The following is a 26,344-nucleotide window of genomic DNA, read 5'->3' on the forward strand; positions in this document are numbered from 1 at the left end:
TCAGCACCTTCGTCCAGACAATGGCAAGCCGTTATAGCCGCTCATGTTACCGCAATCGTCAAATTGCCATCTATGCCGGTAAAGCTATAGACGTGCAACCAGCCGCGCGAACTCCTCGTCCAACGTATTGCCCGGCAGCGTGCTGTTGCCGCGGCTGTACCAGTAGCGCGCATTGCCAAGATCGCCTTCGATCCGGTGCAGATAGCCGTGGATCTGGCAGGACAATTCATCGCCATGCACCTGCACCATCTTGTGCGCCTCTTCCCAATCGCCGGCCTTGGCCAGTTCCAGTACTTTTCTGTGATCGCAAACCATGTGATTCTCTTTCTTCCTTCAGCCGAACTTTTCCAGTTCGAAAATTTCAGCATGGGGTGCCCGATACGGCGAGCCATCCTGCCGGTTAAGGCCCAGCACCCGTTCGTCGAATCCCTTGCCGCGCGTATTCAGATTGCGCTGATGCTGCGAGCCATGCAGACGCAGCAGTTCCGCCTTCCACGCCGCCGCCTCGTCGTCGAACGGCATGTAGAGGTCGGTGCGCATCGTAACCGTTTTTGCGTCTTTGTTCAGGAAAGCCCACGCCGACCACTTCTCAGCCAGCATCACGGTACGGAACAGGGCATAGGTACGCTGATGCGTCACGTTACTGTCATTGCCATGTGGCATGAAGACCAGATCGGGACGGCGCGCGGCCAGATAGTCACGTATGCGTGCGTGGTTGTCGTCGTCCAGTCGCGGGTTTCCCTTGTCGTCCGGCGGCAGACGCAGGAAAGTCAGCCGGTCCAGCGGCAGGCCGAAGAAGGCGCAGCTGGCGGTCTGCTCGCCTTCGCGCAGCGCCGCCTTCTGTTCGTCCGTCGTCGCACCGGCATAACCGTTCTCGACACCGCTGGCACCGGTCGTCAGCACGGCCAGATGGATGACATCGCCGCGCAGATGGAAATGCCGCAACGCGATGGCGACGGCATCGAAGTCGTCCGGATGCGGCGCCAGTACGGCAATCGTCAATGGTCCCGGCAGCGACAAGACCTGCAGATTCAACGGGCGCGGAGCTTGAGGGAAATCGACGGTCATGTCCATCCTTATCCCTGGCGCAGCGGTATACGATCGGCAGCAATCGCCGCGACAGTTTCAGCATGGCCGCCGATCAGCGCCCCATCGACGAATACCTGTGGAAAGGTCGGCCAGCCGCTCCACATCTTGATCGCCAGCCTCGGCTTCCACATCGACAGATAGCTGCCGTATTCCAGATAACGGAAATCCGCGCCCGCCTGTTCCAGCGCGTGGCGTGTCTTTTTCACAAAGGGATTCTGAGCCATGCCGACGACGACAATGCGGTGCGCCGCGATGGCAGCGGCGACCTCGTCTATCGTCTGGCGATGATAGGCGGCCATGGTGTCTAGCAATGGCGGACTGATTTTTTCGGGCGACAGCAAGGGACGGTTCATACGTTCTTCCTTGTTCAAGTATTTCGCTCAGGTTTCTTCCGGCTTGGCGGGCAGCAAAGCGGCCGGCTGCTGGCGCTCTCCACCATCATCCTGGCCGCGCATCCGGCGCAGCGTCTTTTTCAACCACTGTTCCAGATCGTCGATATAGGTGAACACCGCCGGCACCACCAGCAGGCTCAGCAGCGTCGACGTGATCAGGCCGCCGATCACCGTGATCGCCATCGGTGAACGGAAGCTCGGATCGGCGCCCAGACCCAATGCCAGCGGCAGCATGCCGGCGCCCATCGCGATCGTCGTCATGATGATAGGCCGGCTGCGCTTGTGGCAGGCATCGACCAGTGCATCGAAACGATTCATGCCGCGCTCGCGTGCCAGAATCGCGTAATCGACCAGCAGGATCGAGTTCTTCGTCACGATGCCCATCAGCATGATCAGACCGATCATCGACGGCATCGACAAGGCGCTGTGCGTAATCAGCAGTGCGACGAAGGCACCGCCGATCGACAGCGGCAGCGCCGCCAGAATCGTGATCGGCTGCATGAAATCCCTGAACAGCAGTACCAGCACGCTGTAGATGCACAGCACGCCGATCAGCATCGCCAGGCCGAAGCTCTGGAACAGCAGCAGCATCTCTTGCGCATCGCCCAGTTCGGCAATCTTCACCGACGGCGGCAGGTTGCGCATCGATGGCAGCGCGCGCGCTTCGGTATTCAACTCGCCCAGCGAACGCGATCCCAGTTCGACGTCCAATGTGACGTTGCGGCTGCGGTTCAGACGGTCGATCTGCGCCGGCCCGCTTTCCATCGTCACCGATGCGACCGTGCCCAGCATCACCGGACCGTTGCGTCCCGGCACCGTCAGCCGCTCGATGGCCGACAGGTCGGCGCGCACCCCATCCGGCAGTTTGACCAGAATCGGCACCTGGCGTTCGGACAGATTCAGCTTGGGCAGATTCTGTTCGTAATCGCCGGACGTCGCCACACGCACCGTCTCGCCGATACTGGCCGCCGTCACACCCAGATCGGCGGCGCGCGCCGCATCCGGCCGCACCACGATTTCAGGGCGCACCAGCGATGCGCTTGAGGTGACGTTGCCGATGCCGCGCAGCGTACGCAGTTCACGCTCGACCTTTTTCGCCGCATCCGACAGCGCAACCGGATCGTCGCTGCGTAGCACCAGTTGCATCTTGACGCCAGTATCCGGCGGACCGACGGTGAAACGCGCGCCGGGAATATCGGCGATGTTGGCGCGGATGCGGCTGTCGATATCCGACATCGTTGCATGACGATCGCTGCGATGCGTGGTCGTGATCGTCAGCACTGCGCGCCGTACCTCGGCCGCCGCGCCCGGAGAAAATGCATCGCCGCTGGAGCCGCCGCCGATGGAACTGAAGACGCTGATGATGTTCTTGTCGGCCGAGATGGCCTGCCGCACGCGCTCCGCAACTGCAGTGGTTTCCGCCAGCGTGCTACCCGGCGGCAGTTCGATCGTGATCTGCGTCTGCGCACGATCAGCCGGCGGCACGAACCCGGTCGGCAGCAACGACGTCAGCATGATGGAGCAGAGGAAGAACACGCCAGCCGCGATTGCCGTCGTCAGCCGGTGTCGCACGCACCAGCGCATCGTTTCCAGATACTTGCACATCAGCCAGCCGTCTTCGGTCTCATGTTTCGCGCTCGGCTTCAGCAGATAGGCGGCCATCATCGGCGTCAGCAGCCGCGCGACGACCAGTGACGCCAGAATCGCCAACACCGCAGCCCAGCCGAACTGCTTGAAGAACAGCCCCGGAATGCCGGCCATGAAAGCGGTCGGCAGGAACACCGACACCAGCGCGAACGTGGTGGCGATCACCGCCATGCCGATCTCGTCGGCTGCTTCCAGTGCGGCCTGCATCGGCGTCTTGCCCATGCCGAGATGGCGTTCGATGTTTTCGATCTCGACGATGGCATCGTCGACCAGCACACCGACCACCAGCGCCAGCGACAGCAACGTCACCGTATTCAGCGTGTAGCCGAACCAGTACAGGCCGAGGAAGGTCGGAATCACCGACAGCGGCAGCGCAGCAGCGGCAACGAGTGTGGCGCGCCAGTTGCGCAGGAACCACCAGACCACCAGCACCGCGAGAATCGCGCCCTCGTACAGCAGCTCCATCGAACCGTCGAAGTTTTCCTCGACTGGCTGCGCGTTGTCGATCGCCTGCTTGAAGACGATATTCGCATGCGCTGTCTGCAATTCGTCCACAGCTTCGCGCGCACCTTCGGCGACCGTCACTTCGCTGGCCCCCTTGGTGCGGAAGATCTCGAAGCCGACGACGGTCCGGCCGTCCTGCGTGGCCGTCGCACGGCGCTCGGCAATGGTGTCGGAAACGGTGGCGACCTGATCGAGCCGCACGTGACGTCCATCGGTCAGCGGGATGTCCATGCGCGCCAGATCGGCCGCCGTCTGCACGGTGGCGATCGTGCGCACTGCCTGTTCGGCACCGCTGACGTCGCCGCGCCCGCCCGGCGCTTCCTGCTGCACCAGCCGCAACTGCCGCGACACGTCGATGGCGGAAACGCCGAGCGCCGCCATCTTTGCGTTGTCCAGTTCGATGCGCACTTCGCGGTCGACGCCGCCGACGCGCTTGACCGAGCCGACGCCCGGCACGCTGAGCAGCCGCTTGGCGACGACGTTGTCGACGAACCAGCTCAACTCCTGTTCATCGAGATGGCTGCCCGGCGCAGCCGATGCGGTAAATGTCATCACGACACGTCCCGCTGTGGAAATCTTGGTCACCGCCGGATCGCGCAGATCGGCCGGCAGGTCGGCACGCACCAGCGAGACGGCATCACGCGTTTCGTTGACGGCATCCGACAGATTTTTTTCAAGAACGAATTCGATCGTAATCACCACCACGCCGTCGAGCACGCGCGTGTACATGTTCTTGATACCCTGCAGCGTGGCGATGGAATCTTCCAGCTTGCGTGCAACCTCGGTTTCCAATTGCGCCGGTGCGGTACCGGGCAGATTGGCCGTCACCGTGACGATCGGCAGTTCGATATCGGGAAAATCCTGTACGGCGTTCATCTTGAACGCCATCAGACCGGCGAGGCCGACCAGGAAGAACAACACGATGGCCGGAATCGGATTCCGGATCGAGAGCGCGGAGAAGTTCACTTTTTCTCCTGTGCCGGCGCGACCGGCGAAGCAGTTGCCGCGGCAGGTGTCTGCTGCACGACATGGACGAAATCGCCATCGTTCAGGAAGCCAGCACCGCTGGCGACCAGCACCGCATCCGGCGCGATGCCGCTGACGACCTCGATGCGATCGTCAAGGCGGCGGCCCGGCTGGATCTTCAGTTGCGTGACGCGATGATCCGCATTCAGCCCGAACACATAGCTGAAGCCGTCACGCACGACCACGCATTGCTGCGGCACCGTGATCGCGTTCGACGTGCCGAGCGCGAAGTAGCCGCTGGCAAACATGCCCGCCTTCACCGGCGCAGCCGCTTTCGTTTCCGGTTGCTGCAGATCGACATAGACCAGCGCCACGCGGTTCTGCGTATCGACGGTCGGCGCGATCATGCGCACCTTGCCCGTCGTTTCGGTGCCGTTGGCCGCGACGATCGTGGCCATCGTTCCGGGCGCCAGCTTGCCGAGTTCTTCGGCCGTCACTTCGGCGCGCCATTCGAGCCGCCCCTGACGAATCATGCGGAACAGCTCGGTACCGGCACCGACGACCGCGCCGACGGTGGCACTGCGCGCGGAGATCACGCCGTCATCCGGCGCCAGCACACGCGTCTGCGACAACCGCACTTCCTGTGCCTGCAGTGTCGCTTTCGCCGCTTCAGCCTTGGCTTTCGCCGTCTGTTCGGTCGTCAGGTATTGATTGATCTGCTGCGTGCTCAGTGCACCTGTGCTCTGCAAGGTGCGCGCACGCTCGGCGTTGTTGCGTGCATCGGCCGCATTGGCTTGGGCTTCCAGCAGCGCCGCGCGCGCCTGCAGCACATCGGCCTGCGTAGTCGCGGTGGAGAAAGTCGCCAGCACTTGGCCGCGCCGCACCTTGTCGCCGACGTTGACGCGCACGTCGGTCAGTTGCAAGCCGTTCGATTCGCTGCCGATGATCGCTTCCTGCCAGGCGAACACGGTGCCGTTGGCATGCAGGCGAATCGGCAGGTTTTCCTGCGACGGCTTGGCGGTGGTGACGGTCAATGCCGGCCTGGGCGCTTCGGCCTGTTTGTCGTTCTCTTCGGATCTGAAGAGCAGCGCCAGCACGACGGCGAGTATCGCCAGTACGCCAACGCCGATGATGGCGGTTTTCTTGTTCACACGTTTCATGAAAGCGTTCTTCATTCGGAATCGGACGAGGTTGGTCGAATAGCCGTGGCGGAAGCGGTGCGTTCGACATCGGGGTTGCGCCAGCCGCCGCCAGCAGCACGGTACAGCGCGATCCATGCTTCCATGCGTTCGCGTTCCAGCGTCACGGCATTCAGTTCGGAGGCAAGCCGCAGGCGGCGCGAGTCCTCCAGATCGAGCAGATTTGCCATGCCGTTGCGATACAGGCTTTCCGCGCCTTCATAGGCGGCACGGTAGCCTTCGACAGCGGCACGCGCGTCTTCACTGCGCGACGACGTGCTCTGCAGATTGACCAGCGCCTCCTCCACTTCGCGCACGGCCTGACGCACGGTGCCGCGATAGGCGCTGACCGCCGAGTCGTAACGCGCTTCGGCAGCGTCGACGTTGGCCGCACGCGCGCCGCCATCGAACAGCGGCAGCGACAGCGTGATCGGACCGATCGACCAGGTCTGCAGATTGGTCGTGACGCCAGCGGAGTGATAGCGCGCTGCGCCGATCGAGCCGCTCAATGTCAGGCGTGGATAACGTGCCGCCTGCGCATTGCCGACTTCGGCGCTGGCAGCGGCCACTTCCTGTTCCGCAATGAATACATCCGGGCGTTGCAGCAGCAAGCGCGCCGGCAAACTGTCGATCGTGATCGGCTGTGTCGGCGGCGGCGTCGATGTCGTCATCTTCTTGCGCAGCACCGTCTCGTCCATTGCGGTCAGTTGCACCAGCGCCTTCACGTCCAGGTCGCAGGCGGCGCGCTGCTGCGTCAGACGGCCACGCGCCTCGGCTGCACTCGCGCGCGCCAGTGCGGCCGAGGCCGGCGCCTGGAATCCCGCTTTCGCGCTCAGGTCGGACAGGCGCGCCGTTTCCTCGCGCGAATCGGCATCCTGCTGCGTGACCGTCACCAGCTTGTCGCAGGTGCGCAAACTGTAATAGCGGTTTGCCACTTCAGCCGCTACCGAGACGCGCGCATCGTGCCAGTTGGCCTGCGCACCGCGCAGTCGCGCCAGTGCGGCACGGCTGGTATCGCGATTGCCGCCGAACAGATCGGCTTCCCATGACGGCTGCAATTCCGCCTGCGTGATCGTCGACAGCGGCAGCGGCGGCTGCATGTTGGTACGGCTGGATGTGATCGTACCGTCCAGCTTCGGCAGCAGCGCCGCATCGGCCGATACGCTGGTCGCGCGCGATTGGGCGATGCGCGAAACGGCGTCGGCCACCGTCGGACTGACGGCCTGCGCGGCATCGATCAATTCCACCAGCAAGGGATCGTTCTGTTGCTGCCACCATTGCGACAGATCGGTCAGCGTGCCGTGATGCGGCAGCGCGGCGGCGTTTCCTGCATCGGCTGTCTCGGTCGCATCGGGCGTCGGCGCATTCCATTGCGACGGCGTCGCAGCTTCGACGCCGGACGGCGGCGGTGTCAGCGCACATGCCGACAACAGCAGCGGCACGCCGATGCCGCAGGCAAGGCGAAGCGTCTTCATGATTTCGCCCTCGCTGCATTTTTCCGGCGGCGTGCATCGGCCTGCACCATCGCTTCCGCGTAGTCGATCAACCGTTCTATCCACAGATCGACGGCCGCATGTGATCCCATCAGCGATGGGCGAATCGCATCGACGACGTCGCGCGTGATGAACATCTGCAGCACCATGCCGACGATGGAAAACGCCAGCCGATGGATATCGTCATCCGGTTTCTTCAAGCCCATGTGATGCACAAGCACACCGACCAATGCCGCATGCGAAGGCTTGATTTCCCTGTCGATCTCTTCCTGCCACAGGCCGGTCGGCTCCAGCATTTCCCGGTAATGCAGGCGGATGCATAGTTGCAGCAGTTCGTTCTGCTTCAGCGGCGCAACGAAATCGCCGAAGAAGATCGTCAGCGCTTCGCGCAGCGGCAGATCGGCGCGCATCGTCGGCGCTTGCGGCTGGCACAGTCCGTTGATGGGTTCGGTGTAGACGGCGCGGTACAGGCCGGCCTTGTCACCGAAGTAGTACTTGATCGCCGCGAGATTGACGCCGGCGGCCTGCGCAATGTCGCGCGTGGATGTCTTGCTGAAGCCCTTCTCCGCAAACAAGTGCAGGGCCGCGTGCAACAGGCGGTTGCGCGCTTCTGCGCCGTCGGCGCGATGGCGGGCGCTGCCGGACGTGCCGATGGATTCGGCAACAGGCAGCGAACGGGGTACGGGAGATTTTCTGGCAGCACACATGACCGCCATTAGAACATATAAATCAAACGATTGATTGAATTAAATCGCTTGTTTCAATTTATTTATTGCCGCAAGGAAGGTAAAAGGCAGCAAACTGAAAAGGCTATCGCAGCGACGCTCGGACGTGGCTCAAGGGCTGGCGACCCGCTCCAGCAATGCCGCATATTCATCGATGCCGAACGGCTTCATCAGCCAGCCGACGTCCGGCGGCACGTCGTCGTCGCGCGCATAGCCGCTGGCGATGGTAACTTCCAGCGGCTTCAACGCGCGCACCTGGCGTGCCAGCTCCAGCCCGGAAATCCCCGGCAAGCCGATATCTGTGATCATCAGATCGAACGACCGGTTCTGCAGCATGACCAGCGCGTTTTCGGCGGACGTGCAGCCGTGCGCCTCATGTCCCAGCAGGCCGGTCATTTCGACCAGACCGTCCAATGCATCGACGTTGTCCTCCACCAGCAGCACCTGCAGGCGCCTGCTCTTTTTGCCTGTTTCCTGTTTCATCGTTTCGCTTGTTTTTTGAAACGACCGCTGCCTCCCGGGCGGAATGGGCGTGTTTGCGTAGTTGCGGGTCAGGCCGTCTCGTCCGGCAACACCGGCAGGAAAGTCATCATGAAAACGGCCAGCGACAGAATACCAAGCAGCACGGCAGCAAAGTCCGGCGTCATCGCAAACCAGGCGATTCCGCCTACCACGCCCAACATTGAAATCAGCTTGAATAGATAAGTCATCGTGTGCTCCCGAATCGGTCTCGGTCCGAACAATGTGACGACAGCATGTGCCGTCACGGCGCATTGTTAATTTTTGTTAAAAACGACTTGCAGGCTGGTAATGTAACGAAACGCTAGATCGCCCCCTATAGGACTTCCGCGCGACCGTTTGTAGGAAAATTCCCACCTCCGTTGCCTCATCATTCACACAGTTGTTCTTGTTGCCACGTCCTGGACGTTTCGTCCGCAATCCCGCTTCGAATACGACGAATCGCATATCGGCACGTACTTATCGGATAGGAAACGCGGCGCTATTCACTGCGGCACGACAAGGATCAGGAAGAGCAGGAAGAAAGTTCCGGCAATACGAAGAACGGCCGGTAGCGGTTTTTGCGCTCGAATATCGACGACTATCGGCAGGCCTGCGACAAATATCGGCTCGCCTGCTGCACGCGCTGCGCGACGTCACCTTCGACCAGCAGATAAGAAGTGCCGGCATCCTGCAATGCAGCGATCAACAACCGATGCACGGCTTGCCGCACTGCGTCGCCATCACGCATCAGGCCGTCGCCGATCCACGGATTGCTCGGCGCGGCAACCAGCGTGCAATCGTAACGACGGCTGGCTGCGAGCGCGGCCAGTTTCGCATCGGGCGCGGTGAAATAGTGATAGCTGTAGATAGCCGTCATCAACGGCGTCGTGTCGCAGAATAGCAGGCCTTGCTGTAGCCGCGCCAGGGCCGCATCCTCTCGCGCGACCTGCGTGGTGGCGATGTGGAACTGTTCATCCGCACGCGGCGTGCGTCCGTGCGTTTCGACGAACTCACGCAGATACTCCGGCACCCAGACCGTGCCGTAATGCGCAGCCAATGCCTCGGCCAGCGTCGACTTGCCGGTGGACTCGGCACCCAGAATGGCGACGCGACGAACACCCATCATGCCGGAGCGGCTTCTTCTGCAGTCTGCTCGGCCAGCGCCTTTTTCCAAGCGAGCAGACCGAAGGTCGCCAGCACGACGAACAATGCATACAACAGCGCCGTCAGATACAGGTGCTTGTGGATGTACAGGCCGATGAAGATCGTGTCGATGACGATCCACATGTGCCAATTCTCCAGCTTCTTGCGCGACAACAGGAACTGACCGACCAGGCTGCCGCCTGTCAGGAAGGCGTCGATGCGCGGCACGTCGCTATCGGTAAAGCGCGACAGCAGCAGATAGATCGCCAGCCATGCGACCATCCATGCCGCCAATGTCCATGCGATGCCGCGCCGTGTCAGCACCGAGACGGCAATGCCATGATGCGCACGACCGCCGAACAGCCACTGGTACCAGCCCCACAGCGAGACGGTGATGAAAAAGAACGACAGGCACATGTCGCCATACAGCTTCGCCTCGAAAAAGACGACCGAATACAACGCGGAAGCCGAGATCGAGAACAGCCACGCCCAAGGCGACTGGCGGATGTTCAGCACCACCATCGTGATGGCGAGGCCGAACGAGACGATCTCGAAATACGAGGTGTGGATGAAGCCGAAAAGGATGAGCGGGCTGTTCATGGAATCGATGTGTCCGTAGCGATCAGAAATCGAACTGTGCGCTCAGCTTGACCGTACGCGGCGCACCGGGGAACAGATAGCCACCCAGATCCTGCGTCACATCGCGCCAGTAGAACTTGTCGAACACGTTGTACACGGTAAGGTTGAAGCGGATCGGCGTATTGCCGATACGCGTCGCGTAACGTGCGCCGGCATCGACGATACTGTAACCACCGACGATGGTCTGGTTCTGCGTATCGAAAGCTTTGCTGCCGGCGTAGGTGACGGTCGTATTCAGGTTCAGGCCTGGAACTTCAGCAACCGCATAGTCAAAGAAAGCGACCGTTTTCAGTTTCGGCACATTGACGTTGCGTTTGTCGTCTAGAGCTGGATCGCCGGTATTCTGCTGCTCGGCATCCAACGCGGTTAAACTGACACCGGCCAGCAACTGACGCGTGACGCGGCCAGTGAGGCCGAGTTCGATACCGCGGTGAACTGCATCGCCATTCTGGACAAATTCTCCTCCAGCAGAATTACGATAATCAACGTATTCCAACGGCGCCTTGATCTGGAACAACGATGCAGTAAAACTCAGCGTATTGTTCAAATCCTGCTTGAAGCCGATCTCGATCTGATGAGACTTATTCGGATTCAGCATCTGATCCTCATTGCTTGTGCCCTCCGGCGCAATACCACCATGCTGCAATCCCTGCGAATAAGCGCCGTAGATCGACATACCTAGCCGCGGCGTCACCACCAGCGCGATATTTGGCAATAGATAGCTGCGGTCATAATCAGACGTTTGCGCGCCAGCTGCATCGAATTGTTCGCGCTTCAGTTCCGTATAACGCAGACCAGCATGCAGCTTGACGCGTTGTGACAGCGTCAGGATGTCTTGCACTAAGAACGAATGTTCGTCGTCTTTGCGACGCAATGACACCGGGCCACTTTCATTCGGGCTGCGAGAAGGGATCAATCGCGGATCGTAGATGTTGCTAGTGCCAACGAAGTCATACACTTCTTCGCCGAATGAATCGCGACGGCGCATCGTGTCGATACCAAAAGTCAGGTCATGTGCGATTCCACCGGTTTGCACTTTACCTTGCAACAAAGCCTGCGTGCTGAAGATCCGATATCGTTGATTATCGCTGCGATAGTCGTACACATCGTAATCACCATTCGAGCAGTATCCTGGCCATAGCGCTCCCGCACTACATCCATATGGAAACGCCGAATGATCGTCTCGCTTCAACTCATAGCGATTCGCACCCAGCGTCACATGCCAGTTGTTATCGATGTTGTACTTGAAACGTAATCCGACATTACTGGTGTCGTCCGTTACCGGCGTGACCCATGGCTCATCTCCGAGTAGTCGCTTCGGATCGACGTGCGATGGCACATTGGTGCCGCCAAGCAGCTGATACCCCGGCGCCGTAATCTGCGACTTGTGCTGATAATCCATATCCAGCTGCAGCAGCGCACGATCGGTCAGATGCCAGTCGAATGCGCCGGAAACGAAGTTGCGATTGCCGTCCGCGCCCTTCACGTAGGAATTGATCGTTTCGGTCGCTGCATTGATGCGATAGCCGAAACGCCTGTCTTCCGACATGCCGCCGAGGTCGATCGCGCCGTAGGCGGTGCCGCGTTCGCTGAATTCGGTCGTCAGCGTGCGCACCGGCGTTTCGGTCGGACGCTTGGTGACGTAGTTGATGATGCCGCCCGGCGTCGCCACGCCAGCCTGCAGGCCGGACAAACCCTTCAGGATTTCGATGCGCTCCTTGTTTTCCAGCGGCACGGACGACGCGCCGGAGAACGACAGGCCGTCCTTGCGGAAGCTGGTTTCGTTTTCCAGCGTGAAGCCGCGGATCGAGAATTGTTCGGCGTAGCCGACCGCGTTGTAGGCATCGTTGACGCTGGCATCGGTTTCGACCGCCGCCGTCGTCGAACGAATATTGCGGTCCTGCATCTGCTGCTGCGTGATGACGGTGACGGAAGCGGGGGTTTCCAGCAGCGGCGTTTCGCCGAAGCCGCCGACGCTGGCGGTTTTGGCCTTGCCGCCGTCATCTGGCGCGGCGGTCACGGTCACGGCGGGCAGCACGTTCTCGGGCGCGTCATTGTTCTGCGCAGTCTGGGCAAATGCCGGCGCAAACGCGCAGGCCTGGGCGATCGCGGCGGCGATCAGGGAAGTGTTGAAGCGGGACATGTCGGTCAATCTCATCGCGTTGCGGAAAATGCATACGCAGGAAGGGACAAAGGACGACCGACGACAATGAAGACGAAGACTTTGCGCTTTCCTACGCTGGCATTATCCAGGTCAGGTTCAAGGGTTTCATCTCACCCGAAGATTGCTCTTCAGGACCCCTAGCGTGGCGCGAATACTATCATGAAAAAACGGCAGAAATGTCAATTTCTGCCGCAAATTCAATAACTTGGAAGAGAATAGGGATTTCCGCAACAGTCCGGCCGGCTTCAGCGGCGGTGATGGTGCGCACGCCGTGCCTGCTGCGCCGTCTTTTCGGATTCCTCGACTTCGTTGCTGTTCTGATGATCGTCGTGCGCATCGACCATTTCCGGCGCTTCTTCGATACGCGTGATGCCGGCGTCGACTGCAATCGGATCGCTGGCAGGGAAACTCATTTCCAGTGCCGTATCGAGCAGTGTTTCCTGAATCTGCTCGCCGGGCGGCGGTGCCGCTTCCTCGGGCATTTCGGCAACCGGATCGCTGGCAGGAAAAGTGTCGTCGAGCGCCTTGTCGAGTAATTGCTCTTCATGCGAGGCGGAATCCGGCGTAACCGGCGTGCCGCGCTCGTTGTCTTCTGGCTTGGCTTTTTGAGAGTGATTGCGCGTCATCGCCATCTCCTGATGCATTGTCCACAGATCAGCATCGCGGACCGGCGTTGGCGCGTCGGTGCGCTGGCCCACATAACTGCGGGAAGAAATGGCTTCGTCCCATGAAAAACGCCGCCATCGGCGGCGTTTTCACGTATTGCAGCAAGTATTCCTAGGAATACGCCGTCGACTTACTTCCGGCTCATTCCTTTTCCGACCACAGCACGCCGCCGGTCGCCCAGTCTTCGCGCTTGAGTTCGGTGATGAGGATATCGACCGATTCCGCTGAAGAACCCAGCGTGGCGACCGTCGCTTCGGTGACGGCTTTGACGAATGCGCGCTTCTGTTCCAGCGTACGGCCTTCGAACAGTTGAACGTTGATGGTTGGCATGATTGGCTCCTTCGGTTGATGATGATTCGATGCGGTGCAATTCAATTCGGCGACAGATCAATCGCCGATCATTGGCGATACGACGGCGAAATCGCGTCCAGCTTGCGCAGCAACGCAGGCCATTCCAGCACGCCTTCCGGCGAGCCGTCGCCCAGCAATTCCTTGTACGTTTTCGCGCATACTTCCGGCGACGGGATGTTCAGCTGTCCACCACCCGATTGCGCCTTCAACTGAAACGCGCAAGCCTTGTCCAGCGTATCCATCAACACATAGGCTTCGGCGACTGTGCGGCCGGAAATCAGCGTGCCATGATTGCGCAGCAACATCGCCGGATAGTCGCCGAGATGCTCGATCAGCCGTGTCTGCTCGGCCGCGGACAGCGCCAGACCTTCGTAATCGTGATAACCCATCTGCTGATAGAAGCGCAGCGCATGCTGCGACAGCGGCAGCAGGCCGCCCTGCTGCATGCCGACGGCGACGCCGTTCTCGTTATGCAGATGCATGACGCACATCGCATCCTTGCGTGCCGCATGCACCGCGCCGTGGATCGCAAAGCCGGTCACGTTCACGCGCGCGCTCTGGTCGCCGATGATGTTGCCGTGGATGTCGATCTTCACCAGGCTGGAAGCGGTGATTTCGTCGAAACGCCAGCCGAACGGGTTGATCAGGAAACGGCCTTCCTCGCCCGGCACCGTGGCCGAGATATGCGTGTAAATCAGGTCGTCCCAATTCTTCAGTGCGCAAAGGCGGTAGCAGGCGGCCAGATCGACGCGCACCTGCCATTCGGCGGCGCTGATGCCGGCTGACGGGGAAGCGGGGAGGGAATTATTCATGGCAACAGCTTGATTGAAATGCAAAAAGAAACCGCACGCATGCGGTTCGCTACGGGAAGCTTGCCATTATAAGGGCATCGTCCAGGCCTCGTTCGCGTAGGCCGATGGCTGAAGAACCACACGGAACGGCCCGGCAGCGTTGAAGTCTCATCGAAGCTACGTTGAAACCGCATGGGCGCAGCAGGAAGCCGTCACGGCAATGTCTTCAAAAGGCTGCATAATAGTCAATTCGTTACTGGCTACTGCTTCGCCTTTACCATAGCGAAAACAAATTGGTTTTCTAAAATAAATCAATTATGCAAATGAGTCGAATTTGTCTAACATTCGAACTCATGCTTTTTTAACCCACTTTTCAACCCAACCCAAAAGGAAAAGCGACATGTCTCTTATCAATACCCAAGTCCAACCCTTCAAGACCCAGGCTTTCCACAATGGCAAGTTCATCGAAGTCACGGAACAGTCGCTGAAGGGCAAATGGTCTGTCCTGATCTTCATGCCGGCAGCCTTCACGTTCAACTGCCCGACTGAAGTCGAAGACGCGGCCGACAGCTATGCCGAATTCCAGAAACTGGGCACCGAAGTCTACATCGTCACGACCGACACGCACTTCTCGCACAAGGTCTGGCATGAAACCTCGCCGGCCGTCGGCAAGGCGAAATTCCCGCTGGTCGGCGATCCGACGCACCAGCTGACCAACGCTTTCGGCGTGCACATTCCGGAAGAAGGCCTGGCGCTGCGCGGTACGTTCATCATCAATCCGGACGGCGTCATCAAGACCCTGGAAATCCACTCGAACGAAATCGCTCGCGACGTTTCCGAAACCCTGCGCAAGCTGAAAGCTGCACAGTACACGGCTGCCCACCCGAACGAAGTGTGCCCGGCCAAGTGGAAAGAAGGCGAAAAGACCCTGGCTCCGTCGCTGGACCTGGTCGGCAAGATCTAATCAGGCAGTAACAGGCAAGTCCGCTGCATCGCCGAACCCGTGCCGGGTTCGGCAGCAGCAAAATCTAACGAAAGAAAGTAGGGACCATCATGCTGGATGCAAATCTCAGAGACCAATTGAAAGGCTATTTGGAGCGCATCGTGCAGCCGATCGAGATCGTTGCATCGCTCGATGGCGGCGAAAAATCGCGCGAACTGCAGGAACTGCTGCAGGAAATCGTCGTATTGAGCGACAAGATCACTTTGGTCGAACGCACCGACGATGACGAGCGCAAGCCTTCCTTTGTCATCAAGCGCCCGGACGCACACGCAGGCATTCAGTTCGCCGCGATTCCGATGGGCCACGAATTCACGTCGCTGGTGCTCGCACTGCTGCAGACCGGCGGCCACCCGTTGAAACTCGAAGAATCCGTCATCGAGCAGATCCGCAATCTGGACGGCGACTATCACTTCGAAACGTACATGTCGTTGTCGTGCCATAACTGCCCGGAAGTCGTGCAGGCGATCAACGTCATGGCATTGCTGAACCCGCGCATCAAGGCCGTCACGATCGACGGCGGCCTGTTCCAGGACGAAGTCAAGGAACGCGAGATCATGGCCGTGCCGACGACCTTCTTGAACGGCGAGCCGTTCGAATCCGGCCGCGTCAGCATCGAACAGATCCTGGCCAAGCTGGACAAGGGCGGCGATGCGCGCCGCGCAGCGGAACTGAGCGAGAAGGAACCGTTCGACGTGCTGATCGTCGGCGGCGGCCCAGCGGGCGCAGCGGCAGCAATCTATGCAGCGCGCAAGGGCATCCGCACCGGTGTCGTCGCCGAACGCTTCGGCGGTCAGGTGCTGGATACGCTGGCGATCGAGAACTTCGTGTCGGTGCAGGCCACCGAAGGCCCGAAATTCGCCGTCGCGCTGGAACAGCACGTGCGCGAATACGACGTCGACATCATGAACGTGCAGCAGGCTGCCGAGCTGATCCCGGGCAAGACGATCGAGATCAAGCTGCAGAACGGCGCATCGCTGAAAGGCAAGACCGTGATCCTCGCCACCGGCGCGCGCTGGAGAACCATCGACGTGCCGGGCGAAGCGGAATACCGCAACCACGGCGTGGCCTACTGCCCGCACTGCGATGGCCCGCTGTTCAAGGGCAAGCGCGTGGCCGTGATCGGCGGCGGCAACTCGGGCGTGGAAGCGGCGATCGATCTGGCCGGCATCGTCGGTCATGTGACGCTGCTCGAATTCGCACCGGAACTGCGTGCCGATGCCGTGCTGCAGAAGAAGCTGCACAGCCTGCCGAACGTCACCGTGATCACGTCGGCGCAGACGACCGAAATCACCGGCGACGGCAAGCGTGTCAACGGTTTGGTCTACAAGGACCGCAAGTCCGAAGAGAGCAAGACCGTCGAACTGGAAGGCGTGTTCATCCAGATCGGCCTGGTGCCGAACACCGAATGGCTGAAGGGCACGGTCGCGCTGTCGCGCCACGGCGAGATCGAGGTCGATGCGCATGGCCGCACGTCGATCCCCGGTGTGTTCGCCGCCGGCGACGTGACGACTGTGCCGTACAAGCAGATCGTGATCGCGGTCGGCGAGGGCGCCAAGGCATCGCTGAGCGCGTTCGACTACCTGATCCGCAGTTCGGTGGACGAGGAAATCGTCGCCGTGAAAAACGGTGAGGCCGTCACCGCCTGATCCGGCGCTGCACGATAAAAAGCCGCATGCCTTTCGGTATGCGGCTTTTCTTATTTCTGGAAGATGCGCTTATTTCCTGGCGTCGATGAATTCGCGCGCCGCAGCGATCCCGCCCTGAATGCAATGCTGCGGCGTCGCATAGGCCGTGTCGACCGGCACCTTCAGTTCGCGGAATCCGATCGACAGCGGTTCGATCGCGACGATATTCGGGATGTAGCGCGACGCGCTTTGGTTGTCCTCGCCGATGAAGGAATTGCCCGATATTTCCACGAGAATCTGCCAGCCGCGATAGCTTTCGCTATGAGGCTGCATGATCACGCGATCGAGAAAGGCACGAAACTGTCGGGTGGTATCCATGGTTCTTTCGGCAAGCGAGAACGGACAGGACATTGCCTGCAAACGCTTCTCGTTCGCAGCACTATACGCTTTTCCGCCGGGGCCGTCGATTCTTGCTGACTGGCATGCGGAAAGCGAGGCGGCATGCAATTAGTTGCCGCAAATAAGGATGGCACATCGCCAGCCGCCTGATTACACTGAAACGGCAGCACTCAAACCACAGGGAGCGACGTCAAAACCAGATAGGGGACGACGATGAAAAAACCGTTCAGTGTGTTGTTGCCGCAAGCTGCTGCCCTTTCCTTCCTGGCGGCGTTTTCTTTGCCCGCCGCCGCGCAGAGTGCGGGCAGCAATATCGTCCAGCTGGGCTGGTTTCACCTGTACACCGACGATTCCAGCGATCCGCTGACGCTGGTGCAGCCGCCGGCAGGACGACTGCCGGGAACGGGCCCACCGTGGACAGCGCCGACACGCTGGGGCTCGCCTACACGCATTTCTTCACCGACAATTTCGCCCTGACGCTGGATGCCGGCATCCCGCCGAAATTCCATCTGAACGGCGACGGCTCGCTGTCGGGTCTGGGCAGGCTGGGCAGCGCCAAGCAATGGAGTCCTGCCGTCGTCGCAAAATGCTTTTTCGGCGATGCCAACGACAAATGGCGGCCCTTTGTCGGAGTCGGCGCCACCCACGTCTGGTACACCAGCGTGGAACTGACGCCGGCCTTGCAAGGCTTCATCGCGCCTGTACCCGGCGGTTCGGCCAGCGCCAAACTCAGTTCCTCATGGGCGCCGGTCGCCAACATCGGCATCAATTACAACCTCGACAGGAACTGGTCGATAGGATTTTCCCTGTCCTACATTCCATTGGATACCGATGCCGACCTCACCGGCAGGGATGCCGGCGGCAACGTGATCAGCCGGGCCAGAACCAATCTCACGCTGGACCCTTACGTTACCTTCCTGTCCATCGGTTACAAGTTCTGATCGTCCGATCCGGTGGCGTCTGCCGCCGGATCGGCATTTTCATTTCCCCTGCAAATTCAACGACTTGCCGCGGATATGCGATGCGGCAAATCGCGCCTGCCTATCGTTTTCCGGAAACCGGCCGATATACAAGACATAACGACCGATGTGCCGATGCGAATAGATGACTGTTTTGCATGACATCATTGTCCCTTGCAAACAGCGCGCGGCCGCCGTGAATGCGTTTATCATGTTTCCACACGGAATGATCCTGTTGCACCGCTTGTTTGTGAATGGATGTACGGTATGAATCGCATCACCCGCTCTCTCTCCAGGCTTGGCATCGGCACCAGGCTGTCCACAATCTCTTTCGTACTGATCGCACTGGTGTTCGGCGTCTTCGTCTGGGCCAACGGCCGCGCCACCACCGATCTGCTCGAACGCACGGCGGCGGAAGACGTCAACGCGAAAAGCCGGCTGGTCATCGGCATGAGCCGCGATCCGGCCCTGATTCGCGATCGGCTGCTGTCGCTGAAGGTCGGCAAGACCGGCGGCTATCGCGTGCTCGACGCCGCGCCGGGCGACGATTACGGCAAACTGCTCATCGCCGCCGCGCGCGAAGGACAGAATGCGCTGGCCGATCAGGCCGCCGACGGCCGCGCCATCGTCAAGGAAATGCTCGAAAGCAGGAATGGCGTGATCCGCTATCGGCCTGCCGGCAACGGCGCCGAGCGCATGGCAATCTTCAGCTACTTCCCGGACCGCAACTGGATCGTCGTCGGCGAGACCGATGCGAACGAGTTCTCGCAGGAAGCGACAGCATTGCGCAACTGGTCGGCGCTGGCCGCACTGGCTGCGCTGATCGTTCTGGCCGTGGTGCTGTATGCCGTCATTCGTCGCATGCTGACGCATCCACTGGAGCAGGCGACCGAGGTGGCGCGCCGGCTTGCCTCGGGCGATCTGACCACACGCCTGGAAACTACACGCCGCGATGAAATCGGCCATCTGCTGAACGCGATCAACAGCATCGGCCAAGGGCTGGCGAACGTCGTCTGGCACATTCGCCGCGGCACCGAAATGCTGTCCACCGCCACGCAGGAAATCGCCGACGGCAATCTCGACCTGTCGTCGCGCACCGAACAGCAAGCCAGCGCGCTGGAAGAAACCGCGTCGGCGATGGAAGAGATGACGTCCACCGTCAAGGAAAACGCCGCTAACGCCGACGAAGCCAACCAGCTGGCACGCACCGCCTCGGACGTCGCCGTGCGCGGCGGCGAAGTCGTCGGCGAAGTCGTCGACACGATGGATGCGATCAACCAGTCGTCGAAGCGCATCGTCGACATCATCAGCGTCATCGACGGCATCGCCTTCCAGACCAACATCCTCGCGCTGAACGCCGCCGTCGAAGCGGCGCGTGCCGGCGAACAGGGCAGGGGATTCGCCGTCGTCGCCGGCGAGGTGCGCAGCCTGGCGCAGCGCAGCTCGACCGCCGCGCGCGAGATCAAGAGCCTGATCGAGGATTCCGCCGGCAAGGTGCAGGACGGCAGCAAGCTGGTGGCGCAGGCCGGCGCGACGATGAAGGAAGTCGTCGACAGCATCCGGCGCGTCAACGACATCATGGGCGAGATCAGCAATGCCAGCCGCGAACAGAGCAGCGGCATCGAGCAAATCAACCAGGCCATCGTGCAGATGGATCAGGTCACGCAGCAGAATGCCGCGCTGGTCGAACAGGCCGCCGCCGCAGCCGAAGCGCTGCAGGGCCAGACGACCGAGCTCAACAATGTGGTCGGCGTCTTCACGATCAAGACCGGCAGCCACGGCACGATGGAAGAAGCCGTGCAAATGGTCGAGAAGGCCGTCGAAACGATGCGCGACGAGGGGCACGAAAAGGCTTTCGCCGACATCAGCAACAAACTGGGACCGTTCTGCGATCGCGATCTGTATGTGGTCGTCTACGACATGCATGGCCGCAATCTGGCGCACGGCGCCAATGCGGGCAATATCGGCAAGGACATGATCGATGCGAAGGATGGCGCGGGCAAGCCATATGTGCGCGAACGCATCGCCATCATCCAGAATCAAGGCGGCGGCTGGCAGGACTACATGTTCCTCAATCCGATTTCCAAGCAGATCGAGGCGAAGTCGATGTATCTGGCTCGCCATGAAGACCTGATCGTCGGCTGCGGCGTCTACAAGGCCTGATGCGGCAGGCAACGGCAATGGCGCACATGGCGAAGCCGCGCATCATCGCATCGCGCATGTTAAGCTGAAGCCATTGCAGTTCACCAGGAGTCGATCATGGCCGGAAAGAAGCTGAACGCGCAGGAATTTCTCGATGAACTCAATCGCAGCCTGAAGGAACATCCGGGCTACGAAGACTGGATGCAGTTCGTGCCGCCGCCGGAAGGCGTCGAGCCGGACACGATAGAAGGATTCGAGCGCGCCGGTCCGCAGCCGCGCCATTCGCTCTACGATCTCGTCGCGCTGAAGGTGGGCGAAGCCTTCGACATGTTCCCGAAATAACCGTACCGCTCAGACCAGCATGCCGCGTGCGTAGGCCCAGTTGGCCTGCGGATGCGGTCTTTCCTCTCCGTCTTCCAGCAGATAGACTTCGGTGATTTCCCGCGGGAAGTATTCGAGGTGCACCCAGAAATTCTGCGTTTCGCCGTGATAGCCGGCCGAAGCCGTCTCACCCGAAATCGAATCCTGATACCACACGATACGTACCTGATTCAGGTCTACTTTTTTCATCTTCACACCTTCGCAAGTTCGCGCCCATTGTACGCCGCGCGTCTGCCCAAACAAAAACCCCGGCGCCTTGCATGCAACCGGGGTTTCACGGCAACAACCATTTCATCGATACATCATTGCGCAAGCTTGTCGATGATGTTGGACGTGCTGCGTCCCGGCACGACGTCGACCAGCGCCACGCGACCGCCCCATGACTTGACCTCTCGCCCGCCAACGACCTGGTCTTCCGTGTAATCGCTGCCCTTGACCAGCACATCCGGCTTGATGGCATTGATCAGGTTCAACGGCGTGTCCTCGCCGAACAGGATGACGGCATCGACCGCTTCCAGCCCGGCCAGCACGCGCGCGCGGTCGGCTTCGTGGATGACGGGGCGCGTCGGCCCTTTCAGCGCACGCACCGATGCATCGGTATTCAAGCCCAGCACCAGGCGGTCGCCCATCTTGCGCGCCGCTTCCAGATACGTGACGTGGCCTGCATGCAGCAGATCGAAGCAACCGTTGGTGAAGACGACCTTGCGGCCGGCGGCTTTCCACGCCTCCACCTGCGCCTTCAGACTCTGCAGATCGTGAATCTTGTTGACCTGCGCCGTCGATTCCTGCGCCACCAGTTCCTGCAGCAGTTCGTCGCGTGTAATCGGCACCGTGCCGACCTTGCCGACGACGATGCCGGCCGCGATGTTCGCCAGTTGCAGCGCTTCGCCGTGCGGCAAGCCACCGATCAAACCCGCAGCCAGCGTCGCGATCACCGTGTCGCCGGCGCCGGACACGTCAAACACCTGCTTGGCCGTGGCCGACACGTGCTGCGTGCGCTGCGCATCGATGATAGAAATGCCTTCCTCGCCGCGCGTCATCGCCAGGAAATCGAGATCCAGCGACTGCCGCAACGCAGTCGCCGCGGCCAGCAATGCATCGTTGTCCTTCGCATCGACTTTGCACGCTTCGGCCGTCTCGCGCTTGTTCGGCGTCAGCGCGGTTGCGCCGCGATATTTGGTGTAGTCCAGTCCCTTCGGATCGACCAGCACCTTGATGCCGTCCCGACGGCAGCGCGCGATCACCTGCTCGCACAGCGTCGTGCTCAACACGCCTTTCGCATAATCGGAAAGGATAACGACGGCCGGCTTCTCGTCGATCTGCTGCAATACCAGTCGCAGCAGTTGCTGCGTCTCGTCATTGCCGAGCGGCGCGCGGCTTTCCTGATCCAGCCGCATCATCTGCTGATGGCCGCCGAGGATGCGCGTCTTGGTCGTCGTCGGCCGCTGCGGCGATTTCAGGATCGCGGACGGCGCGATGCCGATCTCGGACATCATGCCGATCAATCGTTGCGCTTCATCGTCGTTGCCGGTGCAACCTGCAATACGCGTGGCCACACCCAGCTTCGCCAGATTGGCGGCGACGTTGGCCGCGCCGCCGACGCGATCGTACTGATGCTTCAAAAGCACGACCGGCACCGGCGCTTCCGGCGAGATGCGTTCGACCTCGCCGATCAGGTAACGGTCCAGCATTAGGTCGCCGACGACCAGCGCCCAGCCGGTGGCGTTTTCCGTACCGAGACGATGACGGACGACGTCGATCAGATGCGGCTGCATGCTTACTCCAGATCCATGATTTCGCAGACGCTGTGCGCGATGAACAGGTGCGCTTCCTGGATGCGCGCCGTTTCCTTGGCCGGCACGATCAGGCTGTAGTCGCACATGCCGGCCAGCTTGCCGCCGGTATTGCCGGAGAACAGCACGGTGATGGCGCCGACTTCCTTCGCCACCTCGATCGCCTTGACAACGTTGCCGCTGTTACCCGACGTCGAGATGCCGACCACCACGTCCTGCGCATCGCACAGCGCTTCGACCTGGCGCGAGAACACCTGGTCGAAACCGTAGTCGTTGCCGACGGCGGTCAGGATCGACGTATCGGTCGTCAATGCAATCGCCGGCAGGCCGCGCCGTTCGCGTTTGTAGCGGCCGACGATCTCGGCAGCGATATGCTGCGAATCGGCCGCGCTGCCGCCGTTGCCCATCAGCAGAATCTTGTTGCCGCGCTGCAGGCAGGCGCGCATGACCTGGCCCACTTCGTCGATTTTCGGCAGCAGTGCTTCCAGCTGCTGCATCGTCTGCTGGTGGGCGCTCAAGGCGCCGCGCAAGAGTTCGAGATTGTTCATCGTTGTGACGTCTGAAAGTGTTGTGTCGTCCTGCCGGGATGATACCTGTTCCGTCGCTCCCGGCTGCGTGAAAGTTTTGCTAGCGGCCGCGCTCTGCCAGCACCTTGCGATAGACGGCGAGATTGCCTTCCACCATCGCGTCGATCGAGAATTCGGCGAGGATGCGCGCGCGCCCGGCTTCGCCCATCTGCCGGCGCAAGTTTGCATCGTCCAGCAGTCGGCGCAACGTCTGGATCAGCGCCGCCACGTCGCCCGGCGGAATCAGCAGGCCGCTGACGTTGTCGGCCACCGCTTCCGGCAATCCGCCGGCGCGGCTGGTGATGATGGGCACGCCGGCGGCAGACGCCTGCAGCAGCGATACGCCCAGCCCTTCCATGTCGGCCGGATGCGCGAGGATGTCCAGCCCGCCCAGCCATTGCGGCAGATCGTTGCGGAAGCCCGCGAAGCGGATGACGTCCGCCAGGCCCGCCTGCGCGATCGCGCTGTCGAGTTCGGCCTGCAGCGGCCCGCGACCGAAGAACAGCACGCGCAGATCGGGATAGGCATTACGCAAGGCCGCGACGGCATCGATCAGGTAGCGATGCCCCTTGCGCGCAATCAATTGCGCCACCATGCCGACGACGATTGCCTGCGGCGGCAAGCCGAATTCTTGGCGAAACGCTGCGCGATCCACCGTATGCAGATACGGCGCAGCGTCGACCGCGCTGCGCACGCACGTTACCTTCTGCGGCGCGAGCCCTTCGTCGAGCAATACGCGTCGAATTCCTTCGGAAATCGTGATGACATGATCGTAAAGCCGATACTTGAGCGCGACCTGCCAATGCGCCTCAGGATTATCGACACGGCGCGACAGTATGCATGGCGTGCCGGTCCAGCACGCCGCCAGCCCGCCCCAGGTATCCGCGCCGCGGCGGCTGTGCAAATGAACGATATCCGGCCGCTCTGCACGAATCAGTTTCGCCAGTCTCCACGCCATGCCGATATCGGCATCGCCGCCCATCTGCAATTCACACACTTTCGCCGCATCGCCGATAGCCGTCGCAATGTCGGCACCGATCGAACATGCCAATACATTCTGCACACCACGCGCCGTCAGCCCTTCGACGATGTACGCAACTTGGCGCGCACCGCCGTAGTAATACTTGCCGGCCTCGACGTGCAGGATCTTCATACAGGCTCCATCGCCAATCGCAGTTCACGCATCACCCGTTCAGCACTGATGTCGCGCAAACAAGTCCAAGCACCGCCGCAGGTAGGCTTGCGCCGGCAAGGCGAGCAGGGCAGGCCGAGCCAGATCACGCGTGCGTTGTCACGGCCGGTATTCGTATAAGGACATGTCGAACCGAAGATTGCCACGGTCGGCCGCGAGAATGCGATGCCCATGTGCGTCAAACCGGTATCGACACCAATCACGGCACCGGCATGGCAGATCAAGGCCGCCGCTTCAGGCAGATTGGTCTGGCCAACCAGATTGACAATCTCCGGCGCGCCACTCGCCAGTTCTGCAGCCGCTTCGCGATCGGCCGGACCGCCAAGCAGAATAGGCGTCAGTCCGGTCTGTCGTTTCACCATCGGTGCGAGTTGTTGCCACGCATCGGCGAACCAGTGCTTTTGCGGGCGCGTCGTGAAAGCGGCAAACACGGCATACTGGCCGGGCGCCAAACCATGCGCAGCAAGACGCTCCAATGCCCGCGCCTCGATATTCGGATCGAGATGCAAACGCGGCATGAAATCGCCGACATCCAATTCTAGCTGCTCCGCCAGATAAAGATATTCGGAACTGATACGTGCCGGATCGCCGCCGCGCGGCACGACCTCGGTCATCAATAACTGGCTGCCCTCGCGCGAGCCGAGGCCGACACGACGCGGCGCCCCGGTCAACCAAGTCAGCACGCCGCTTTTCAGCAAACCCTGCAGATCGAGTGCAACATCGAAATTCCGTTCGCGCAGCATCGCGCGGAATGCGCGCAATCGGCGGAATACCTCCATCCGCTTTCCATCGCGCCACAATTCCTGCCATTCGGCCTTCGGCCACAAAATCCGTTCGTCGATGTGCGGATCGGGACGCAACAATGCATCGATTCCCGGCTCGACCAGCCATGCAACGTGTGCTTGCGGATAGGTGCGCTTGATCGCTTCGGCGATCGGCGATGCGAAGACGACGTCGCCGATGGCGGAAGTGCGGACGATGAGGACGCGATGCATCAGTTCAATCCCGCTGGCATTCCATCGTTCTGCATATCCAAAGCGACTACGGGAATGGAAAACGAGGCAAGACGATCCAGCACCATCTGCATCGAAATATTCTCCATATCGGGCGCTGAAATTCCATGCAGCAAAGGGTCATGCTGCAACGGCAATGTCGGGCCGAATAAACCGAGCGATGGCACATCGACGGCCACAGCGACATTCAGCATGCCCGTATCGTTGCCGACGCAAAAGTCGCAAATCTGCAGTGCAGCTGCAGACCGGAGTACCGAAGGTTGGCACATGACACGCGTCGTTCCGGCAGCCAAAAGAATAGGATCGCACGCATACACCGCTTCCGCTGCTTCACGTTCAGCCGGCCCACCTAGAATTAACACGCCATTCCCGGCTGCGACCAATGTTCTAGCCAAGCCCAGAAATTTCTCGCTTCCCCAATTCTTGCGAGGATGCGAAGCACCGATTGCCAACACGACCCGCGGATGAGGCAAGGATGCCAGTTCGGCTTCCACTTCTACCGTCAGTGCAGCCGGCACTGCCAGCTTGGGAACGACCGCCGATTCGACAAAACCATGTGCTACCGCAAAATCCGTGGCTTCCGGATAGACCCAGCTTCCTTGACCTGCAAAGCGCGCTATATAGGGAGGTTTGTTCAGAAACAAGCGCTGCCATGCGGTAAAACCGAATCCCAGCCGCTGCGGAATTCCGGCGAGCAGAGCCAGAAACCCATACCGTGTACGTCCGGAAAAAATGACGATGCGATCGAATTTTTTCCCACGCAGCATGCGCAGGAATTGCCATTGTCCGCGAAATCCCTCATGACGCCCCTTCCCTCCACCACGGGGCCGGCGATCATATTCGATGACTTCTTCCACACAGGATTCCCCGGCCAGCAGGTCTCTCGCACGGCATGAGGGGCGCGCCAGTACCGTAACCTTGCCGTTGGCGCTGTCACGAGCAATCGCACGGATATAAGGCACATGCCACACAAGATCGCCGATACCGTTGCGGTGATGGACTATCAGAGTCTTTTGCATCAT

At 60.8% G+C, this 26,344-nt stretch carries 28 protein-coding genes and 1 riboswitch; of the genes, 6 read left to right on the plus strand and 22 right to left on the minus strand.

Annotation, left to right across the window (positions count from 1 at the left end):
* Positions 1-84: 84 nt before the first annotated feature.
* From ACO1VH_RS12395 to ACO1VH_RS12465, 15 genes are all read right to left on the minus strand, one after another.
* Positions 85-315, minus strand: a complete 231-nt coding sequence (locus tag ACO1VH_RS12395; protein WP_486244787.1) for a hypothetical protein — start codon at positions 313-315, stop codon at positions 85-87.
* 18 nt (positions 316-333) lie between these two features.
* The gene (locus ACO1VH_RS12400) at positions 334-1,068 is read right to left on the minus strand and encodes a PIG-L deacetylase family protein (RefSeq protein ID WP_486244788.1); all 735 of its coding nucleotides are present in this window, start codon (positions 1,066-1,068) and stop codon (positions 334-336) included.
* An 8-nt stretch (positions 1,069-1,076) separates the two neighbouring features.
* Positions 1,077-1,442 carry a glutaredoxin domain-containing protein gene (locus tag ACO1VH_RS12405; protein WP_486244789.1) on the minus strand — a complete coding sequence of 122 codons (366 nt, stop codon included), beginning with the start codon at positions 1,440-1,442 and terminating at the stop codon, positions 1,077-1,079.
* 27 nt (positions 1,443-1,469) lie between these two features.
* Positions 1,470-4,598: an efflux RND transporter permease subunit gene (locus tag ACO1VH_RS12410; RefSeq protein WP_486244790.1), complete on the minus strand. Its 3,129-nt coding sequence runs from the start codon at positions 4,596-4,598 to the stop codon at positions 1,470-1,472.
* Positions 4,595-5,758 (minus strand): efflux RND transporter periplasmic adaptor subunit, encoded by a 1,164-nt coding sequence (locus ACO1VH_RS12415; protein WP_486244791.1) that lies wholly within the window; start codon positions 5,756-5,758, stop codon positions 4,595-4,597. The genes ACO1VH_RS12410 and ACO1VH_RS12415 overlap by 4 nt, the downstream gene beginning before the upstream one ends.
* 11 nt (positions 5,759-5,769) lie before the next feature.
* Entirely contained in the window at positions 5,770-7,251 is a 1,482-nt protein-coding gene (locus ACO1VH_RS12420; protein ID WP_486244792.1) for an efflux transporter outer membrane subunit, read from the minus strand.
* On the minus strand, positions 7,248-7,976 hold the full coding sequence (locus tag ACO1VH_RS12425; RefSeq protein WP_486244793.1) for a CerR family C-terminal domain-containing protein: 729 nt from the start codon (positions 7,974-7,976) through the stop codon (positions 7,248-7,250). The genes ACO1VH_RS12420 and ACO1VH_RS12425 overlap by 4 nt, the downstream gene beginning before the upstream one ends.
* A gap of 129 nt (positions 7,977-8,105) precedes the next feature.
* Positions 8,106-8,477 carry a response regulator gene (locus ACO1VH_RS12430; protein WP_486244794.1) on the minus strand — a complete coding sequence of 124 codons (372 nt, stop codon included), beginning with the start codon at positions 8,475-8,477 and terminating at the stop codon, positions 8,106-8,108.
* 68 nt (positions 8,478-8,545) lie between these two features.
* Entirely contained in the window at positions 8,546-8,704 is a 159-nt protein-coding gene (locus ACO1VH_RS12435; RefSeq protein WP_486244795.1) for a hypothetical protein, read from the minus strand.
* A 389-nt stretch (positions 8,705-9,093) separates the two neighbouring features.
* Positions 9,094-9,621: an AAA family ATPase gene (locus ACO1VH_RS12440; protein WP_486244796.1), complete on the minus strand. Its 528-nt coding sequence runs from the start codon at positions 9,619-9,621 to the stop codon at positions 9,094-9,096.
* Positions 9,618-10,238 carry a nicotinamide riboside transporter PnuC gene (gene pnuC / locus ACO1VH_RS12445; protein WP_486244797.1) on the minus strand — a complete coding sequence of 207 codons (621 nt, stop codon included), beginning with the start codon at positions 10,236-10,238 and terminating at the stop codon, positions 9,618-9,620. Before pnuC ends, ACO1VH_RS12440 begins: the two co-directional genes overlap by 4 nt.
* 22 nt (positions 10,239-10,260) lie before the next feature.
* On the minus strand, positions 10,261-12,435 hold the full coding sequence (locus ACO1VH_RS12450) for a TonB-dependent siderophore receptor (RefSeq protein WP_486244798.1): 2,175 nt from the start codon (positions 12,433-12,435) through the stop codon (positions 10,261-10,263).
* A gap of 56 nt (positions 12,436-12,491) precedes the next feature.
* Positions 12,492-12,590: riboswitch (TPP riboswitch) on the minus strand.
* A gap of 96 nt (positions 12,591-12,686) precedes the next feature.
* Positions 12,687-13,067 (minus strand): hypothetical protein, encoded by a 381-nt coding sequence (locus ACO1VH_RS12455; protein ID WP_486244799.1) that lies wholly within the window; start codon positions 13,065-13,067, stop codon positions 12,687-12,689.
* Between the two features lie 181 nt (positions 13,068-13,248).
* Complete coding sequence (locus ACO1VH_RS12460; RefSeq protein WP_486244800.1) at positions 13,249-13,482, minus strand: 4-oxalocrotonate tautomerase; 234 nt, start codon at positions 13,480-13,482, stop codon at positions 13,249-13,251.
* A 23-nt stretch (positions 13,483-13,505) separates the two neighbouring features.
* The gene (locus ACO1VH_RS12465) at positions 13,506-14,270 is read right to left on the minus strand and encodes a class II aldolase/adducin family protein (protein ID WP_486244801.1); all 765 of its coding nucleotides are present in this window, start codon (positions 14,268-14,270) and stop codon (positions 13,506-13,508) included.
* A gap of 379 nt (positions 14,271-14,649) precedes the next feature.
* Between ACO1VH_RS12465 and ahpC the strand changes: the two genes are divergently transcribed.
* On the plus strand, positions 14,650-15,213 hold the full coding sequence (gene ahpC, locus ACO1VH_RS12470) for an alkyl hydroperoxide reductase subunit C (RefSeq protein WP_188422038.1): 564 nt from the start codon (positions 14,650-14,652) through the stop codon (positions 15,211-15,213).
* Positions 15,214-15,302: 89 nt separating this feature from the next.
* On the plus strand, positions 15,303-16,898 hold the full coding sequence (gene ahpF / locus ACO1VH_RS12475) for an alkyl hydroperoxide reductase subunit F (RefSeq protein WP_486244802.1): 1,596 nt from the start codon (positions 15,303-15,305) through the stop codon (positions 16,896-16,898).
* A gap of 69 nt (positions 16,899-16,967) precedes the next feature.
* On the opposite strand, the gene ACO1VH_RS12480 is transcribed toward ahpF, so the two are convergent.
* Complete coding sequence (locus tag ACO1VH_RS12480) at positions 16,968-17,255, minus strand: hypothetical protein (protein WP_486244803.1); 288 nt, start codon at positions 17,253-17,255, stop codon at positions 16,968-16,970.
* Positions 17,256-17,489: 234 nt separating this feature from the next.
* On the opposite strand from ACO1VH_RS12480, the gene ACO1VH_RS12485 reads away from it, so the two are divergent.
* From ACO1VH_RS12485 to ACO1VH_RS12500, 4 genes are all read left to right on the plus strand, one after another.
* A complete protein-coding gene (locus ACO1VH_RS12485) occupies positions 17,490-17,753 on the plus strand; it encodes a hypothetical protein (protein ID WP_486244804.1) in 264 nt (87 codons plus the stop codon).
* Positions 17,690-18,217 (plus strand): OmpW/AlkL family protein, encoded by a 528-nt coding sequence (locus tag ACO1VH_RS12490; RefSeq protein WP_486244805.1) that lies wholly within the window; start codon positions 17,690-17,692, stop codon positions 18,215-18,217. The genes ACO1VH_RS12485 and ACO1VH_RS12490 overlap by 64 nt, the downstream gene beginning before the upstream one ends.
* Positions 18,218-18,502: 285 nt before the next feature.
* Positions 18,503-20,398 carry a methyl-accepting chemotaxis protein gene (locus tag ACO1VH_RS12495; protein ID WP_486244806.1) on the plus strand — a complete coding sequence of 632 codons (1,896 nt, stop codon included), beginning with the start codon at positions 18,503-18,505 and terminating at the stop codon, positions 20,396-20,398.
* A 96-nt stretch (positions 20,399-20,494) separates the two neighbouring features.
* A complete protein-coding gene (locus ACO1VH_RS12500; protein WP_486244807.1) occupies positions 20,495-20,719 on the plus strand; it encodes a hypothetical protein in 225 nt (74 codons plus the stop codon).
* A 9-nt stretch (positions 20,720-20,728) separates the two neighbouring features.
* On the opposite strand, the gene ACO1VH_RS12505 is transcribed toward ACO1VH_RS12500, so the two are convergent.
* The 6 genes from ACO1VH_RS12505 to ACO1VH_RS12530 all read right to left on the minus strand — a co-directional run bounded on the left by ACO1VH_RS12505 (position 20,729) and on the right by ACO1VH_RS12530 (position 26,344).
* Positions 20,729-20,947 carry a hypothetical protein gene (locus tag ACO1VH_RS12505; RefSeq protein ID WP_486244808.1) on the minus strand — a complete coding sequence of 73 codons (219 nt, stop codon included), beginning with the start codon at positions 20,945-20,947 and terminating at the stop codon, positions 20,729-20,731.
* Positions 20,948-21,060: 113 nt separating this feature from the next.
* Complete coding sequence (rfaE1, locus tag ACO1VH_RS12510; RefSeq protein WP_486244809.1) at positions 21,061-22,533, minus strand: D-glycero-beta-D-manno-heptose-7-phosphate kinase; 1,473 nt, start codon at positions 22,531-22,533, stop codon at positions 21,061-21,063.
* A gap of 2 nt (positions 22,534-22,535) precedes the next feature.
* On the minus strand, positions 22,536-23,099 hold the full coding sequence (locus ACO1VH_RS12515) for a D-sedoheptulose 7-phosphate isomerase (RefSeq protein ID WP_486244810.1): 564 nt from the start codon (positions 23,097-23,099) through the stop codon (positions 22,536-22,538).
* Between the two features lie 79 nt (positions 23,100-23,178).
* Positions 23,179-24,270, minus strand: coding sequence for a glycosyltransferase (locus ACO1VH_RS12520; RefSeq protein ID WP_486244811.1), 1,092 nt, complete (start codon positions 24,268-24,270; stop codon positions 23,179-23,181).
* On the minus strand, positions 24,267-25,304 hold the full coding sequence (locus ACO1VH_RS12525) for a glycosyltransferase family 9 protein (RefSeq protein WP_486244812.1): 1,038 nt from the start codon (positions 25,302-25,304) through the stop codon (positions 24,267-24,269). The genes ACO1VH_RS12520 and ACO1VH_RS12525 overlap by 4 nt, the downstream gene beginning before the upstream one ends.
* Positions 25,304-26,344: a glycosyltransferase family 9 protein gene (locus tag ACO1VH_RS12530; protein WP_486244813.1), complete on the minus strand. Its 1,041-nt coding sequence runs from the start codon at positions 26,342-26,344 to the stop codon at positions 25,304-25,306. Before ACO1VH_RS12530 ends, ACO1VH_RS12525 begins: the two co-directional genes overlap by 1 nt.

The organism is Oxalicibacterium sp. (genome assembly GCF_057353965.1).